General features: G+C 68.6%; 17 protein-coding genes. 13 read left to right on the forward strand and 4 right to left on the reverse strand.

From position 1 onward, the window contains the following. The first annotated feature begins 6 nt into the window (after positions 1–6). Positions 7–1,704: a peptidoglycan D,D-transpeptidase FtsI family protein gene (locus tag VQ065_RS17055; RefSeq protein WP_003089297.1), complete on the forward strand. Its 1,698-nt coding sequence runs from the start codon at positions 7–9 to the stop codon at positions 1,702–1,704. A 7-nt stretch (positions 1,705–1,711) separates the two neighbouring features. Here the strand turns inward: VQ065_RS17055 and soxR are convergent, their stop codons facing one another. Further along, positions 1,712–2,182, reverse strand: a complete 471-nt coding sequence (gene soxR, locus VQ065_RS17060; protein ID WP_003089301.1) for a redox-sensitive transcriptional activator SoxR — start codon at positions 2,180–2,182, stop codon at positions 1,712–1,714. Positions 2,183–2,259: 77 nt separating this feature from the next. Between soxR and pumA the strand changes: the two genes are divergently transcribed. After that, positions 2,260–2,637 carry a monooxygenase PumA gene (gene pumA / locus VQ065_RS17065; protein ID WP_003089304.1) on the forward strand — a complete coding sequence of 126 codons (378 nt, stop codon included), beginning with the start codon at positions 2,260–2,262 and terminating at the stop codon, positions 2,635–2,637. A 24-nt stretch (positions 2,638–2,661) separates the two neighbouring features. On the opposite strand, the gene VQ065_RS17070 is transcribed toward pumA, so the two are convergent. After that, on the reverse strand, positions 2,662–3,723 hold the full coding sequence (locus VQ065_RS17070) for an NAD(P)-dependent alcohol dehydrogenase (protein WP_003089306.1): 1,062 nt from the start codon (positions 3,721–3,723) through the stop codon (positions 2,662–2,664). Between the two features lie 208 nt (positions 3,724–3,931). Here VQ065_RS17070 and VQ065_RS17075 point away from each other — a divergent pair, with 208 nt between their 5' ends. The 5 genes from VQ065_RS17075 (at position 3,932) to arsH (ending at position 7,754) form a co-directional block, all read left to right on the forward strand. Further along, a complete protein-coding gene (locus tag VQ065_RS17075) occupies positions 3,932–4,822 on the forward strand; it encodes an AraC family transcriptional regulator (RefSeq protein WP_003089309.1) in 891 nt (296 codons plus the stop codon). A 78-nt stretch (positions 4,823–4,900) separates the two neighbouring features. Further along, on the forward strand, positions 4,901–5,251 hold the full coding sequence (locus VQ065_RS17080) for a metalloregulator ArsR/SmtB family transcription factor (protein ID WP_003089312.1): 351 nt from the start codon (positions 4,901–4,903) through the stop codon (positions 5,249–5,251). A gap of 13 nt (positions 5,252–5,264) precedes the next feature. Further along, complete coding sequence (locus VQ065_RS17085) at positions 5,265–6,548, forward strand: arsenic transporter (RefSeq protein WP_003089314.1); 1,284 nt, start codon at positions 5,265–5,267, stop codon at positions 6,546–6,548. Between the two features lie 31 nt (positions 6,549–6,579). Next, a complete protein-coding gene (locus VQ065_RS17090; RefSeq protein WP_003089317.1) occupies positions 6,580–7,050 on the forward strand; it encodes an arsenate reductase ArsC in 471 nt (156 codons plus the stop codon). Between the two features lie 11 nt (positions 7,051–7,061). Continuing rightward, a complete protein-coding gene (gene arsH / locus VQ065_RS17095) occupies positions 7,062–7,754 on the forward strand; it encodes an arsenical resistance protein ArsH (protein WP_003089320.1) in 693 nt (230 codons plus the stop codon). Positions 7,755–7,766: 12 nt separating this feature from the next. Here arsH and VQ065_RS17100 read toward each other — a convergent pair whose 3' ends face one another. Continuing rightward, the gene (locus VQ065_RS17100) at positions 7,767–8,621 is read right to left on the reverse strand and encodes a helix-turn-helix transcriptional regulator (protein ID WP_003122741.1); all 855 of its coding nucleotides are present in this window, start codon (positions 8,619–8,621) and stop codon (positions 7,767–7,769) included. 287 nt (positions 8,622–8,908) lie between these two features. Between VQ065_RS17100 and VQ065_RS17105 the strand changes: the two genes are divergently transcribed. From VQ065_RS17105 to VQ065_RS17130, 6 genes are read left to right on the forward strand one after another with little or no spacing between them, the layout of a single operon-like run. Next, positions 8,909–9,337, forward strand: a complete 429-nt coding sequence (locus tag VQ065_RS17105; protein WP_003089323.1) for a hypothetical protein — start codon at positions 8,909–8,911, stop codon at positions 9,335–9,337. A gap of 6 nt (positions 9,338–9,343) precedes the next feature. Continuing rightward, entirely contained in the window at positions 9,344–10,801 is a 1,458-nt protein-coding gene (locus VQ065_RS17110) for a M48 family metalloprotease (protein WP_003089325.1), read from the forward strand. Continuing rightward, positions 10,798–11,469, forward strand: a complete 672-nt coding sequence (locus VQ065_RS17115) for a hypothetical protein (RefSeq protein WP_014603818.1) — start codon at positions 10,798–10,800, stop codon at positions 11,467–11,469. Before VQ065_RS17110 ends, VQ065_RS17115 begins: the two co-directional genes overlap by 4 nt. After that, entirely contained in the window at positions 11,466–12,128 is a 663-nt protein-coding gene (locus VQ065_RS17120; protein WP_003089328.1) for a hypothetical protein, read from the forward strand. The genes VQ065_RS17115 and VQ065_RS17120 overlap by 4 nt, the downstream gene beginning before the upstream one ends. Next, positions 12,129–13,673, forward strand: coding sequence for a M48 family metallopeptidase (locus VQ065_RS17125; RefSeq protein WP_014603819.1), 1,545 nt, complete (start codon positions 12,129–12,131; stop codon positions 13,671–13,673). Next, the gene (locus tag VQ065_RS17130) at positions 13,660–14,295 is read left to right on the forward strand and encodes a hypothetical protein (RefSeq protein WP_003089334.1); all 636 of its coding nucleotides are present in this window, start codon (positions 13,660–13,662) and stop codon (positions 14,293–14,295) included. The genes VQ065_RS17125 and VQ065_RS17130 overlap by 14 nt, the downstream gene beginning before the upstream one ends. 12 nt (positions 14,296–14,307) lie before the next feature. Here VQ065_RS17130 and VQ065_RS17135 read toward each other — a convergent pair whose 3' ends face one another. Then, positions 14,308–14,595: a hypothetical protein gene (locus tag VQ065_RS17135; protein WP_003089338.1), complete on the reverse strand. Its 288-nt coding sequence runs from the start codon at positions 14,593–14,595 to the stop codon at positions 14,308–14,310. Between the last annotated feature and the right edge of the window lie 111 nt (positions 14,596–14,706).

Raw genomic sequence — 14,706 nt, forward strand, 5'->3', positions numbered from 1 at the left:
CCTTGCATGAGCAGTCAACGCCGAAACTACCGCTTCATCCTTGTCGTCACCCTGTTCGTCCTCGCCTCCCTGGCCGTCTCCGGACGGTTGGTCTATCTCCAGGTCCACGACCACGAATTCCTCGCCGACCAGGGCGACCTCCGCTCGATCCGCGACCTGCCGATCCCGGTCACCCGCGGCATGATCACCGACCGCAACGGCGAGCCGCTGGCGGTATCCACCGAAGTCGCGTCGATCTGGTGCAACCCCAGGGAAATGGCCGCCCACCTCGACGAGGTGCCACGCCTGGCCGGCGCCCTGCACCGCCCCGCGGCGCCGCTGCTGGCCCAGCTCCAGGCCAACCCGAACAAGCGCTTCCTCTACCTCGAGCGCGGCCTGTCGCCGATCGAGGCCAGCGAGGTGATGGCCCTGGGCATAACGGGGGTACACCAGATCAAGGAATACAAGCGTTTCTACCCCAGTTCCGAGCTGACCGCGCAGTTGATCGGCCTGGTCAACATCGACGGCCGCGGCCAGGAAGGCACCGAACTGGGCTTCAACGACTGGCTGAGCGGCAAGGACGGAGTACGCGAGGTGGCGATCAACCCGCGCGGCTCGCTGGTCAACAGCATCAAGGTGCTGAAGACGCCCAAGGCCAGCCAGGACGTGGCCCTGAGCATCGACCTGCGACTACAGTTCATCGCCTACAAGGCGCTGGAAAAGGCCGTGCTCAAGTTCGGCGCGCACTCCGGCTCGGCGGTCCTGGTGAACCCGAAGAGCGGGCAGATCCTGGCGATGGCCAACTTCCCCTCCTACAACCCGAACAACCGCGCCAGCTTCGCCCCGGCCTTCATGCGCAACCGCACCCTCACCGATACCTTCGAGCCGGGCTCGGTGATCAAGCCGTTCAGCATGTCGGCGGCGCTGGCCTCCGGCAAGTTCGACGAGAACAGCCAAGTCAGCGTGGCTCCGGGCTGGATGACCATCGACGGGCACACCATCCACGACGTCGCCCGGCGCGACGTACTGACCATGACCGGGGTGCTGATCAACTCCTCGAACATCGGCATGAGCAAGGTCGCCCTGCAGATCGGACCCAAGCCGATCCTCGAACAGCTCGGCCGGGTCGGTTTCGGCGCGCCGCTGTCGCTGGGCTTCCCCGGCGAGAACCCGGGCTACCTGCCGTTCCACGAGAAATGGTCGAACATCGCCACCGCCAGCATGTCGTTCGGCTACAGCCTGGCGGTGAACACCGCCGAGCTGGCCCAGGCCTACTCGGTGTTCGCCAACGACGGCAAGCTGGTGCCGCTCAGCCTGCTCCGCGACAACCCGCAGAACCAAGTGCGCCAGGCGATGGACCCGCAGATCGCACGGCGCATCCGGGCGATGCTGCAAACCGTGGTGGAAGACCCGAAGGGCGTGATCCGCGCCCGCGTGCCGGGCTACCACGTGGCGGGCAAGAGCGGCACCGCGCGCAAGGCCTCGGGCCGGGGCTACGCGGACAAGTCCTACCGTTCGCTGTTCGTCGGCATGGCGCCGGCGTCCGACCCGCAACTGGTGCTGGCGGTGATGATCGATTCGCCGACCAGGATCGGCTACTTCGGCGGCCTGGTCTCGGCGCCCACCTTCAGCGACATCATGGCCGGATCGCTACGCGCCCTGGCGATCCCGCCGGACAACCTGCAGGACAGCCCGGCCGTCGCCGACCGCCAGCACCACGGCTGACCGCTGCCTAGCCGTCGTGCTCGCGGCCCTCGGCGTCCAGCCAGTGCGCTCCCGGCCCCTCGGCGGAAAGCTGGTCGCCGGGGTTGCGCAACGGGCAGGCCTGGAGCGACAGGCAGCCGCAACCGATGCAGCCGTCCAGTTGGTCGCGCAACAGCAGCAGCTTGTCGATGCGCTCGGTGAGATCCTCCTTCCACTGCGCCGACAGGCGCGCCCAGTCCGCCGCGCTAGGGCTACGCCCCGCCGGCAGGGTCTGCAGGGCGCGAGCGATCTCCGCGAGGGGAATGCCGACCCGCTGGGCGACCTTGATCACCACCACCCGGCGTAGCGTCTCGCGACTGAAGCGCCGCTGGTTGCCGGCGTTGCGCTGGCTGCTGATCAGCCCCTTGGTTTCGTAGAAATGCAGGGCGGAGACCGCCACGCCGGCACGCCTGGCCAGTTCGCCGACGCTCAGTTCGCGGGATGCGCAGGAATTCTTCATGATTGACTTGACCTCAAGTTTGCTTGAGGTTTTACCCTGGGCCGGCCCTCGACACAAGTCACCCGGAGTAACCCGCCATGCTCATCCCCTCCTCCTACTGCTGCACCGACGACCAGTGCCCGGCCGCTAGCGAGCGGTCGCCGTGCTACGCGCAACTCATCGATATCGAGGTGGAACCCGCCAGCCAGTTGTCGCTGGCGCTGGAACAGAACGCGCACCTGCAACGCCTGGAACGCTGCTTCAGGAACTGCCCGGGCTACCTGTCCGCCAGCCTGCACCCCAGCGAGGACGGCCAGCACGTGCTGAACTACACCTGCTGGCGTTCACGCGAGGACTGCGAACGCGCCTGGCAAGCCCGGGAGGACGCGCAAGGCCCGCTGAGCGCGGGCGTCTGGCGGCTGGGGGCGAAAAGCGTGCGTTTCGAGACCTTCCTGGTCGACGCCGAGGGCTGCTGAGCCCGCCGGCGCCGACGGCCCGTCTCAGAAGGACTTCGGCAGGGAGGCCATGTCGATCACGAAGCGATACTTCACGTCGCTGGCCAGCATCCGCTCGTAGGCCTGGTTGATCTGCTGGATCTCGATCATCTCGATGTCGCAGGCGATCCCGTGGGCCGCGCAGAAATCCAGCATTTCCTGGGTCTCGGCGATGCCGCCGATGGCCGAGCCGGCGATCGAGCGGCGTCCCATCACCAGTTGCGCACCGTGCACCGCCGGCTCCAGCGGCTCGAGCAGGCCGACCAGTACGAGGGTGCCGTCGCGCTTGAGGGTCGCCAGGTAGGGATTGAGGTCGTGCTGGTGCGGCACAGTGTCCAGGATCAGGTCGAAGCGTCCGGCGACGGCGGCCATCCGCTGTGGGTCGGTGGAAAGGATCACCTGGTCGGCGCCGAGCCGCCGCGCTTCCTCTTCCTTGCCCGGCGAGCGGGTGAACAGGGCCACCTCGGCACCGAGCGCCCTGGCGAACTTCAGGCCCATGTGACCGAGGCCGCCCAGGCCGACCACCGCCACCCGGCTACCGGGGCCGATCTTCCAGTGACGCAGTGGCGAGTAGGACGTGATCCCGGCGCACAGCAGCGGCGCCGCCGCCTTCGGATCGAGTCCCTGGGGAATGCGCAGGACGAACCTGGCCGAGACCACGATGCGCTCCGAGTAGCCGCCGAAGGTCGGCAGGCCGTCGTGGCGGTCGCGGCCGTTGTAGGTCAGGGTCGGGTATTCCGCGCAATACTGCTCCAGGCCCTCGGAGCAGGCGGCGCAGTGCCGGCAGGAGTCGACCATGCAGCCGACGCCGACCAGTTCGCCGACCGCGAAACCGCTCACCGCCTCGCCGACGCTGGCGACCCGGCCTATGATCTCGTGGCCCGGCACCAGCGGGTACAGGCTGTTGTGCCATTCGTTGCGCGCCTGATGGAGGTCCGAGTGGCAGACGCCGCAGTAGAGGATGTCGATCACCAGGTCGTCGGCGCGCGGCGCGCGGCGTTCGAAGCGATGGGCGGCCAGCGGGGCGCTGGCGGACTGGGCGGCGTAGCCGCGGATCTGTAGGGTCATCGGTGTGTCCTCTTCGCAGGTTGGCGGGCCGCGACGACCTGCTGGCGGCGGTCCGTTCGGGGGGCAATTGTTCGCCGGATGGGCGCCGCCGCAGAATGTCCATTCCTGTCGAAGCCTTGCCCATTCGTGCCGATGTTGCGTCCCGCCACTGCCCAGGCGCGCGCGGGGTTGCTACGTTTGCCTCCCCTCCTGGAGAAACAGCCAAGGCATGAGCACTACTTCCACCGACATGGCGTCGCTGATCACCACCCTGCAAGGCGAACCGGGTTTCGACTCCACCCGCATCCCCGGCGTCCGCCTGATGCGCGCCGAACAGGCCTATCCGCGCAGCCCGGTGTTCTACGAGCCGCGCATCTGCATCCTCGCCCAGGGCCAGAAGATCGGTTTCCTCGGTGGCGAAACCTACCGCTACGACGCCGAACGCTACCTGGTGATGTCGGTGCCCCTGCCGTTCGAATGCGAAACCCACGCCTCCGCCGCCGAGCCCTTGCTGGGAGTGAGCGTCGACGTGGAAATCGGCACCTTGAAGGAACTGCTGCTACAGATGGAAGAGGCTCCCGGCAGCGACGACGACAACGAACTGGCGCCCAGCGCGCCGATGGCTTCGGTACCGCTGGACGCGGGGATGGCCGATGCGGTGATGCGCCTGCTGCGCTGCCTGCAGAGCCCGCTGGACAGCCATATCCTCGGCCCGCAACTGGTCCGCGAGATCATCTTCCGCGCCCTGCGCAGCGAGCAGGGCAACGCCCTGCGTGCGGTGGCCGGCCGGCACAGCGGCTACGGGCGCATGGCCAGGGCCCTGCGGCGCATCCACACCGACTACGCCAGTGCGCTGGACATCGACACCCTGGCTCGCGAGGCGAACATGAGCGTGTCGACCTTCCACCACAACTTCAAGGCGATGACCTTCACCTCGCCCCTCCAGTACCTGAAGAGCGTGCGCCTGTACAAGGCCTGGAGCCTGATGGTGCAGGACGGGCTGAATGCCAGTACCGCCGCCAACCAGGTCGGCTACGAGAGCCCCTCGCAGTTCAGCCGCGAGTTCAAGCGCTACTTCGGGCGCACGCCGAGCGAGGAAGTCCAGGCCGCCCGCCGCTAGCCGGCAGGATCGGGGGCGCTTGCAATACATACGGATATCCGTATATTAAGCTTTCCATATATCCAGGAAGGCCCAGCGATGCCCAGCCCCGCCGAAGTGTTCAAGTGCCTGGCCGACGAGACGCGCGTTCGCGCCACCCTGCTGATCGTCGACCAGGGCGAACTGTGCGTCTGCGAACTGATGTGCGCCCTCGCCGACAGCCAGCCGAAGATCAGCCGCCACCTGGCCCAGTTGCGCAGTGCCGGGCTGCTCCTCGACCGTCGCCAGGGCCAGTGGGTGTATTACCGCCTGAACCCTGCGCTGCCGGCCTGGATCCACGAAGTCCTGCAAGTGACCCTGCGGGCCAACGGCGACTGGCTGCAAGCCGACGCCGCGCGCCTGCGCGACATGGACGGCCGCCCGCAGCGCGCCTCCGCCTGCTGCCAATAGCGCGAGCCGCCCCATGCTGATCGCCTTCGCCATCTTCCTGTTCACCCTGGTCCTGGTCATCTGGCAGCCCAGGGGCCTCGGCATCGGCTGGAGCGCCAGCATCGGCGCCCTGCTCGCCCTGGCGCTGGGCAGCGTCGCGCCGGGCGACATCCCGACCGTCTGGAACATCGTCTGGAATGCCACCGCCACCTTCATCGCGGTGATCGTCATCAGCCTGCTGCTGGACGAGGCCGGCTTCTTCGAATGGGCAGCACTGCACGTCGCGCGCTGGGCCGGCGGCGACGGCCGGCGCCTGTTCGCCTTCTGCGTGCTGCTCGGCGCGGCGGTCTCGGCGCTGTTCGCCAACGACGGCGCGGCGCTGATCCTCACGCCCATCGTGATGTCGATGCTGCTGGCCCTGCGCTTCAGCCCGGCGGCGACCCTGGCCTTCGTCATGGCGGCGGGCTTCATCGCCGACAGCGCCAGCCTGCCGCTGGTGGTCTCGAACCTGGTGAACATCGTCTCGGCCGACTACTTCGGGCTCGGCTTCGGCGAGTACGCCGCGGTGATGTTGCCGGTAAACCTGGTGAGCGTCGCGACCTCCCTGCTGGTGCTGTTCCTCTATTTCCGCCGCGACCTGCCGCCGGTCTATGCGCTGGAGCAATTGAAGCCGCCGCGGGCGGCGATCCGCGACCGCGCGACCTTCGTCGTCGGTGGCTGGATGCTGCTGGTCCTGCTCGCCGGGCTGTTCGCCCTGGAGCCGCTGGGCGTCCCCGTCAGCGCGGTGGCCGCGACCTGTGCGGCGCTGCTGCTGGCGGTGGCCGGGCGCGGGCGGGTGATCTCGACCCGGCGGGTGCTGCGCGAAGCGCCCTGGCAGATCGTGGTCTTCTCGCTGGGCATGTACCTGGTGGTCTACGGCCTGAAGAACGCCGGTCTCACCGACCTCCTGGCGCAGCTCCTGAACCGCCTGGCCGAGCACGGCGTATGGGCGGCCGCGCTGGGTACCGGACTGCTTTCCGCCGCCCTCTCGTCGGTAATGAACAACATGCCCAGCGTGCTGCTCGGCGCCCTGTCGATCCAGGCCAGCGACACCGCCGGCGCGGTGCGCGAAGCGATGATCTACGCCAACGTCATCGGCTGCGACCTGGGTCCGAAGATCACCCCTATCGGCAGCCTGGCGACGCTCCTCTGGCTGCACGTGCTGGCGCGCAAAGGCATGCGCATCACCTGGGGCTACTACTTCAGGGTCGGCGCCCTGCTGACCCTGCCGGTCCTGCTGGCGACCCTTTCGGCCCTGGCCCTGCGCCTGGCCATCTGACGGCCGCCGGCGACGGCGGCAGGAGCATCCCATGCGAGTCCTGTTCATGTGCACGGCCAACAGTTGCCGCAGCATTCTTTCCGAAGCCATGTTCAACCACCTGGCCCCGCCGGGTTTCGAGGCATGCAGCGCCGGCAGCCAGCCCAGCGGGCGGGTGCATCCGCGCAGCCTGGCGACCCTCGAACAGGCCGGCATCGCCACCCACGGCCTGTACAGCAAGGGCAGCGAAGCCTTCGAAGGCGCACCGCCGGACATCGTCATCACCGTTTGCGACGCCGCCGTGGGGGAAGCCTGCCCGCTGTATCTCGGCGCAGCGCTGAAGGCCCATTGGGGCCTGGCCGATCCCTCCGCCCTGGATGGCGACGAAGCCCTGCGGGATGCGGCGTTCCACGCCACCCTGGCACGCATCGAACAGCGTTGCCGGGCCTTCCTCGGCCTGCCCTTCGCCACCCTGGATCGCGACCAGCTCAAGCGCGAGCTGGAGCGCATCGGCTCGCTCTGACCGGAGGCAACATGCCCGAACGACTACCCAACCTCGATTCCGCATTGCTCGGCGACCTGCCCCCCGTCTCCGGGCACAGGCCGCGCATCCTCCTGCTCTACGGCTCGACCCGCGAGCGCTCCTTCAGCCGCCTGCTGGTGCTGGAGGCCGCACGCCTGCTCGAACGCTTCGGTGCCGAAACGCGGATTTTCGACCCTTCCGGGCTGCCATTGCCCGACGACGCACCGCTGGAGCATCCCAAGGTCCGCGAGTTGCGCGACCTGGTGCAGTGGTCGGAAGGCCAGGTCTGGTGCTCGCCCGAACGCCACGGTGCGCTGTCCGCGGTATTCAAGGCGCAGATCGACTGGATTCCCCTGGCGCTCGGGGCGGTGCGCCCGACCCAGGGCAAGACCCTGGCGCTGATGCAGGTCTGCGGCGGCTCGCAGTCGTTCAACGTGGTCAACCAGTTGCGCGTGCTGGGTCGCTGGATGCGCATGTTCACCATCCCCAACCAGTCCTCGGTTCCCAAGGCCTACCTGGAGTTCGACGAAGCGGGCCGGATGAAGCCATCGCCCTACTACGACCGGGTGGTCGACGTGATGGAGGAGTTGTTCAAGTTCACCCTGCTCCTGCGCGAGCGCACGGAGTTCCTGGTGAACCGCTATTCGGAGCGCAAGGAAAGCGCCGAGCAGCTTTCCGCGCGGGTCGACCAGCGTTCGCTCTGAGCCGCGTCCGCCTCACTCGCGCCCCGGCGGATGGCCGAAGCGCGCGCGGTAGGCATGGGTGAAGTTTTCCGGACTGGAGTAGCCCAGGCGGTAGGCGATCTGCGCGATCTGCCAGCGACCCTCGCGGACCATCTGCCGGCCGATCTCGAGACGCCGGTCGCGGACGTACTGCAACATCGAGCGACCGAACTCGTTCTTGAAAATCCGCCGCAAGGTGGTTTCGCCGACCCCCAGTTGGCGCGCCAGTTCGAGGCTGGCAGGCGGCTCACCGAGGTTCGCCTCCAGCAGGCGGCGCGCTTCGTGGGCCAGGTCGCGCTGGGCGCGTGGGGTGCGCGCGCGACGAAGGTCCGCGCCGCCCAGGTAGGCGGCCAGCTCCACCAGCAGGCCCAGGGTCAGGCTCTCTTCGTGCAGGCGTCCGAGGGCGCCGCGGTATGGATTCTGGTAGAGGCGCTCGAACAGGGCGGTGATGGCGCCGCAACGGGACAACTGGGTGAAGCTCGCGCCGTCGCCCTTCAGCCGCGCCAGCGGCCGCAGGGCGCCATCGCCGGTTTCCAGTTCCTCTTCCAGATAGCTGGCGGCGATCCGCAGCCCGCCCAGGCGCACGCGGCTGCCCGCCGGCAGGATATCGAAGGCCTCCATCGGCTCGCCGGTGCCGAGCACCGAAGGACCGCCCAGGTTGTAGAGATAAGGCTCGCCGCCGTCGACGCTGTGCCGCCACTGGCCGTCGAACATCTGCACGATGCACAGGCCTTCCGGCAGCACCTTGTGGGTTCGCAGCGGCTCGGTGAAGCTCAGGTCGCAATCGAAATACTGCATCGACGGGCGCACCGTCCGCGCCTGGTAGTGACCGGTGGCGCTGCCGAGCATTTCGCGCGCGTCGAGGATCTGCGACTGGCACAGGGGCGAAGGAGCGTCGAAATAAAGCTCCGTGTCGTGGTAGGGATTCCAGCTTTCCATGGCGTAGGTATCGGTGGGACGCAACCATCTGAACCGGTTCAGGCAGCGGCTTTCCAGGATGGTTCCGTGCGCTGATCGAACCGAACCTGTGGGCGACGACGCTTTTCCTGTGAGCGGCGGCCGCCTCGGTTGTTCATGGTCCGAGCCTGTATTAATAGATGCGCCCCTTTTACATCGCGTTGCCAAAGGGGGCGAGAATGATAGCAAAGTGGACTGCGGCGCTGCTGATGGGCGCGCTGGCCTGGGGATCCTGCACGGCGCAGGCCGAAGAGGCGCGGCCGCCAGTCGCCGACAAGGTGGTGGCCTACCAGGGCCAGCAGGGGCTCAAGGTCTGGACCCTGCGTATCGGCGAAGCGGCGGCCGGCGAAGCGCTGTTGCAGGTCGAAGGACTGGACCACGACTGGGACCGCCTGATCCACAAGGTAAAGGTGGAAAAGAGCGCCAGGGACAGTCGCTACTCCACCGAACTGAACGGCAGCAAGTATGTGATCCTGATCGTGCGCGACGGCTGGGGCGAGCTCTACCTGCCCGGCGAACAGCAGACGCGGCAGGTCGCCTATAGCGAGTCGCTGTCGTCCGCAGGCGAGCCCCAGGCATTCCTGACCGACTACCTCGAGCAGAAATAAACGCGGATGAGCCACGATACGCTGCGGGTAAGGCTGCTCGCGTTCCTCTTCCTGATTCCCCTGGCGCTCTACGCCTGGTCCGCCGTGCAGGCCTTCCGGGTCGACTCGACCCTGCGCGACGAACAGTTCATGCGCGACTGGAGCGCCTCGGCGCGCAACGACCCGGACGCCGCCGGCGCCATTCCCCGTCACCTGTTCCGCCCGGCCTATGGCGTCGAAGGTCATCTTCACCAGTTCGCCGAAGACGCCGAGGCCATCCGCCGCGACCATCCTTGGCTGGCCCTGCGTGGCTGGCTGGCCGCTTTCGGCAAGCTCTGTGCGCTGGCGTCGGCGCTGGTCGCGGCCGCCTTGCTGGCGAGACTGGAATACGACGGGCGCCGCTCGATGCGCTCGCAAGCCTACCTGCTCGGCCACCTCGCGCCGGCCTGGCGGCGCCTCGGTCGACTGGTCCCGTTGCACGCCGGCCTGCTGGTCGCCGCCCTGGCCAGCCAGTTGCTCTACGAAGCGCTGTGGAGCTACAGCCACTGGCACAGTCACGGTTTCGTCGCCCTGCTCTTCTCACTGCCGCTGTGGCTGCTGTTCCTCGGCGGCCTGCTCATGCTGCGGCGCCTGCGCGGCGAACTGCTGCCGCTGGAGGAACCGGTGCTCCACCTGCTCGGCCGCGAACTCGACCGCGTCGCCGCGCCCGGCCTCTGGCAATGGCTGGGACAGATCGCCGACCGCGCCGGAGCGCCGCTACCGGACCATGTCGTCACCGGCATCGAGCACTGCTACTTCGTCACCCAGGCCAAGGTCCTGCTGGCGCCCCGCGGCATTCCGCTGGAGGGGCGTACCCTGTACATCCCGCTGACCTACGCCACGGTCATGAGCGAGGCCGAAAGCGCCGCGATCATCGGCCACGAACTGGGCCACTTCGCCGCCGGCGACACCGCCCACGGCGCCTCCCTGTCGCTCCTGCAGCGGCAGGTGCGCCTGCGCATCGAACGCATCGCCGCACCCGAGGATGGGCGTGTCGGCCTGCTCGGCAAGCCGGGCCTGTGGGCCGCGCTGTACTTCCTCGAACGCTTCGAGCGCGCCTACCTGCACTGGAATCGCCACCAGGAACTGGCCGCCGACAAGGTCGGGGCGCGGGTAGCCGGCGCGCGGGTCTTCGCCATCGCGCTGCTACGCACCTGCGCCCTGGCAGGACTGATCGAACGCCTGCTGGCCAGCCCGCAGACGCGCAACCTGGTGCATGCGCTGACCGACCATCTGCGCGGGAACTCCCTGGAACTGGACGAACAGGACAGCGCGCGCCGCCTGGAACACCCCTTCGACAGCCACCCGCCGACCTACCAGCGGATCGCGGACCTTTCCCTGGCGCTCGACGACGACCTGCTGCGACAGGCAAGGCGCATCGTCAGCGCCGACGACACGCAGTGGCTCAACCGCCTGCTCGATGCAGGCCACGGGGAAAGCCGATGATCCCGCCGGGCGCGCAAGCACCCTGCCCCGCCGGGGCAAGGGACGACGAAGCCACGCGGTTGCGGCGCTTCGTCGCCAGCGTTCCCAACCGGATAAGCATCGGCGCCGCCCGTGGCGCGGCGCCGCTGTCCGCCCTGCTCGGCCTGCTGCTGCTTGGCGGCGCCTGGACCTTGCGCGACCACCCCGGTCCCGGGCATGAGGCGGCGGCGCTGTGCCTGCTGGCGGCGGCCGCCCTCCTCATGTGCCTGGCCTGCCTGCAGCGCAACGCCAGGAACGCGCCGTTCCTCGTCCTCGGCCAGGGGCGCCTGCGCGCCCGCAGCCTGTCGGCGCCGCTGGACCTGCTGGAGGTCGCCGACCTGCGCCTGGAGGACGGAGTCTGGTTCTCCGCGATAGTCCTCGAACTGCACGGCAAGGCACTACCGGCGCCATCCACGCGCCCGCTCGACCCGTTCGCCGCGCGTGCCGTCAGCGAATGCCGGGACGGCCCACAGGTTCGCCTGCTGTCCCCCGGCTGGCGCCTCAACGGTCGCAACCTGTCACTACTGGAAGCCGCGGAGGTCATCGACCTCTACCTGGACATCGCCCGCGCCCAGGCCCGGCTCCGCCAACTGGGCGAGATCCCGCCCAGTGCTTCCTCTTCACTCCCAACTCCAAGGATATTTCCATGAGCAACCAGGAACCCCGGGACCTCGTCTCCAACCTCGCCGAAACCCTCGGTGCCGAACACGAAGAGCTGAACCAGGCGAAGACCGCCGAGGTCATCGCCCACCTGGAGCGGGTGATTGCCAACGTACCGCCGGCCACCGAGTTCACCAATACCCGCAAGTACGTGGTGCTGGGTCCGCTGCTGAGCATCGTGCCCTTCATCATGACCGGCATGTGGTTCTCCCAGGGCAAGCCGGGGGTCGGCGTCGTCGGCTTGCTGCTCGGCCTGTTCGGGCTGTTCCTCGGCTACCAGCATCGCAACTCCGGCAAGACCCCCTTCATGCGCCTGACCCGTACCCAGCTCTGGGCCGACAGCCTGTCGGCTCCGGTCGAGCTGGCCGACGTCATCGATTTCAGCGTCAAGGCCGACATGCTGCAAACCACCCAGACCCTCCACCTGCGGCCCGAAACGCCGCTGCCGACCCATCGCGCCGTACGCCAGGTGTTCGCCTCCCAGGCCATGGCCTTCAAAGGCAAGGACCCGCGCATCACCATCATGTCGGCCGGCCTGCAGAGCGATGGCAAGAAGCTGGACTGCGACGACATGGCGGCGATCCTCGACGCCTACATCCAGGCCGCCCACGCCCAGCGCTACCTGCAACAACTGCGCAGCCAGGGCTGAGTGAAGGGCGCGGTCCATCCGCGAAGGCTGCTGCTTTGCCTGGTGCTGGTTCCAGCGCTGCTGGCGGGGCTCGGCGCCTGGCAGTCCTGGCGCGCCGAGCAGCAGGCCGAGCGACTGGGCGCCGCGCAGCAGCGGGTCGAGCGCGCGCTCGCCGAAGCGCGGGCGCTGCCGCCGAGGGCCAGCGTCCGGGTGGACGGCCGGGCCTATGTGCGCGACCTGGCCCTGGCGCGGCTCGACGAGCAACTCGCCGACACACGAAGCGCACAGCGCCTGAATCACTTCGCCGCCGTCCTCGCCGATAGCGGAGCCTGCCTGGCGGCGCTGGTCGCCGTACTGGGAGCCGTCTCCCTGGCCGGCATCGCCGGCGCCGCACGCAGCGCACTGCGCTCGCGTCGCTGCCTGCTCCTGTGGTTCGAGCTGGGCCGACGCCTGCTGCCCTGCCTGCTCCTCGCCCAGATCGGCCTGCTCGCCCTGGCCCTGGCCTGTGCCGGAACGTTCGAGATCCTCGGGCTATGGCGGGTCGGCCAGGTTCCGGTCAGCGAAGGACGCACCCAGCTGAGCGTGGCGCTGATCCTGCTCGGTCTGCTGGCGTCGGCGGTGCAGATGCTGGCGAAGATCGGCCGCTTGCGCCTGCGCCCGGCGCCGGCCCTGGATGTCATCGGCCGCCGGCTGGGCGAAGAGGATGCACCGGAACTCTGGACGCTGCTGCGCGAGCTGGCGGCGCGCCTCGATACGCCAGCCCCGCAGCACCTGTTGGTGGGCCTCTGCGACGGCTTCTACGTGACCGCCAACCGCGTCTGCCTGCAACCTTCCGGCGAGCATCTGGAAGGACGTAGCCTGTACCTCTCGCTACCGTTGCTGAGCCTGCTGGACCGCGCCGAACTGAGTGCAGTCATCGCTCACGAACTGGCCCACTTCGCCGGCCGCGACGCCCATTACAGCCTGCGCTTCCTGCCGATCTACCAGGGCGCCGCGAGCCAACTGGCCGCCATCGAGGAGCAGGAAGCCAACGTCTTCGAACGTGCGGCACTGGAACCGGCGCGACTGTTGGCCGGGTACTTCCTCGAACGTTTCGGCCTCGCCGTGAACCACTGGAGCCGCCTGCGCGAATTCGCCGCCGACCGCCGCGCCGCACAACTGGCCGGTGCGCCGGCGATGGCCTCGGCCCTGCTGCGCAGCGCGGCGGCCGGCGCGCCGATACGGGCGTTCCTCGAACACTGCCTGCTCGCTCCGGCGCGCGCGCCGGACAACCTGGTGGACGCCATCCACGTCTACCTGGGCCAGTCCGGCCTGGAAGCACCGGACCCCGGGGCGGAGGGACTCCAGGTCCATCCGCAGGATACCCACCCTCCGCTGGGCCTGCGCTGCACGGCGCTGGGAGAGAGCTTCGAACGCACCTGGGCCGGGACCGCCGGCCGGGCCGTTCCGACACGACCGCCGAGCCAGGCACTGAGCGTCTGGTTCGGCGCCCCCCTGGCGTTGAGCCGAGCGCTCAGCGCCGACCTGCTCGGCAAGACCTGTGAGAATCCCCATGCAAGAAACTGACGAAACCCTCGACGAACTGCCGCCGCTGGAAGCCCGCTGCGAGATCCGCGAGGTCTCGCGGGGCACCGCCTGCGTTGCCCTGCTCGCTGGCCTGGTGGCTGGCGCCACCGGTCTCTGGCTCGCTTCGCTGCCCCACGCCTGGCGCCTGGCCAGTGGCCAATGGCTGTTCTGGCTGCCAGCCGCGCTGCTGCTGGGCGGCGGCCTGTACGCCTGCCTGGCGGGCGTGTTCCTCTACCGGCGCCACGGCCAGGTCGCGCTCACCCTGACGCCGGAGAGCATCGCCTTCGCCAACGCGCCGCAGGTGCCGATGTACACCTTCCAGTCGCTGGAGATCGAGCGCGGGCGCTGGTTGGAACTCACCTTCGCGACCACCTTCGATTGCACGGCACCGCGCTTCGACAGCCATGCCCGTTTCGACCCGCGGGCTTTCGCCCGCCCCGAAGCCCGTGCGGTGGCCGGCGGCAAGCGGGTCAAGCTGGCACTCTGCGGCGCCGCGCTGAACGGCCAGAAAATGGAACTGGAGCCACTCGCACGACTGATCTACCGGTACATCCTCGCCGGCCATCGCCAGCGCGCCCTGCAACATCATCGCGCGCCCGGGAGCGACGGCAGCGGGGCCTGAAGCGAGCAACGCTCAGGCTGCGCGCTGGCGTTGCCAGTCCACCGCGGCTTTCAGGCGCGCCACCACCTTGCGCACGAAGAGCGGGTCGTCCGCCACGCAGAGCTCCGCGCTGACCCACTCCGGCCAGCCGGCCCCCTGGCGTTCGCGGGCACCCAGCAGGCGCTCGACTTCGTCGCGCACGGCGCGCTCCAGGCGTTCGCTGGCACGATTGCGGGACAGGTGGAGGCGCAGGCAGGCCTGTTTCTCGCGCTCCAGGGCGCGGCGTCGGGACAGCGGCAGTTCGGCAAGGTTGTGGCTCATGATCGGTGCTCCTTGTCGCGCAGGCAGGCGATTTCCGATTACTGTACATTCATACAGTAATCGGAATTGACGACACTGACAAGGGCTGGCCGGGTAGCTCGAACAAGCGCG

The sequence above is a fragment of the Pseudomonas sp. KBN10P06128 genome, from assembly GCF_037574945.1.
Lineage (GTDB): Bacteria > Pseudomonadota > Gammaproteobacteria > Pseudomonadales > Pseudomonadaceae > Pseudomonas > Pseudomonas aeruginosa.

Bases quoted from the DNA above. Each gene is read 5' to 3' on its own strand.
- VQ065_RS17055 (WP_003089297.1), top strand. From the start codon at position 7: ATGAGCAGTCAACGCCGAAACTACCGCTTCATCCTTGTCGTCACCCTG.
- soxR (WP_003089301.1), bottom strand. From the start codon at position 2,182: ATGAAGAATTCCTGCGCATCCCGCGAACTGAGCGTCGGCGAACTGGCC.
- pumA (WP_003089304.1), top strand. From the start codon at position 2,260: ATGCTCATCCCCTCCTCCTACTGCTGCACCGACGACCAGTGCCCGGCC.
- VQ065_RS17070 (WP_003089306.1), bottom strand. From the start codon at position 3,723: ATGACCCTACAGATCCGCGGCTACGCCGCCCAGTCCGCCAGCGCCCCG.
- VQ065_RS17075 (WP_003089309.1), top strand. From the start codon at position 3,932: ATGAGCACTACTTCCACCGACATGGCGTCGCTGATCACCACCCTGCAA.
- VQ065_RS17080 (WP_003089312.1), top strand. From the start codon at position 4,901: ATGCCCAGCCCCGCCGAAGTGTTCAAGTGCCTGGCCGACGAGACGCGC.
- VQ065_RS17085 (WP_003089314.1), top strand. From the start codon at position 5,265: ATGCTGATCGCCTTCGCCATCTTCCTGTTCACCCTGGTCCTGGTCATC.
- VQ065_RS17090 (WP_003089317.1), top strand. From the start codon at position 6,580: ATGCGAGTCCTGTTCATGTGCACGGCCAACAGTTGCCGCAGCATTCTT.
- arsH (WP_003089320.1), top strand. From the start codon at position 7,062: ATGCCCGAACGACTACCCAACCTCGATTCCGCATTGCTCGGCGACCTG.
- VQ065_RS17100 (WP_003122741.1), bottom strand. From the start codon at position 8,621: ATGCTCGGCAGCGCCACCGGTCACTACCAGGCGCGGACGGTGCGCCCG.
- VQ065_RS17105 (WP_003089323.1), top strand. From the start codon at position 8,909: ATGATAGCAAAGTGGACTGCGGCGCTGCTGATGGGCGCGCTGGCCTGG.
- VQ065_RS17110 (WP_003089325.1), top strand. From the start codon at position 9,344: ATGAGCCACGATACGCTGCGGGTAAGGCTGCTCGCGTTCCTCTTCCTG.
- VQ065_RS17115 (WP_014603818.1), top strand. From the start codon at position 10,798: ATGATCCCGCCGGGCGCGCAAGCACCCTGCCCCGCCGGGGCAAGGGAC.
- VQ065_RS17120 (WP_003089328.1), top strand. From the start codon at position 11,466: ATGAGCAACCAGGAACCCCGGGACCTCGTCTCCAACCTCGCCGAAACC.
- VQ065_RS17130 (WP_003089334.1), top strand. From the start codon at position 13,660: ATGCAAGAAACTGACGAAACCCTCGACGAACTGCCGCCGCTGGAAGCC.
- VQ065_RS17135 (WP_003089338.1), bottom strand. From the start codon at position 14,595: ATGAGCCACAACCTTGCCGAACTGCCGCTGTCCCGACGCCGCGCCCTG.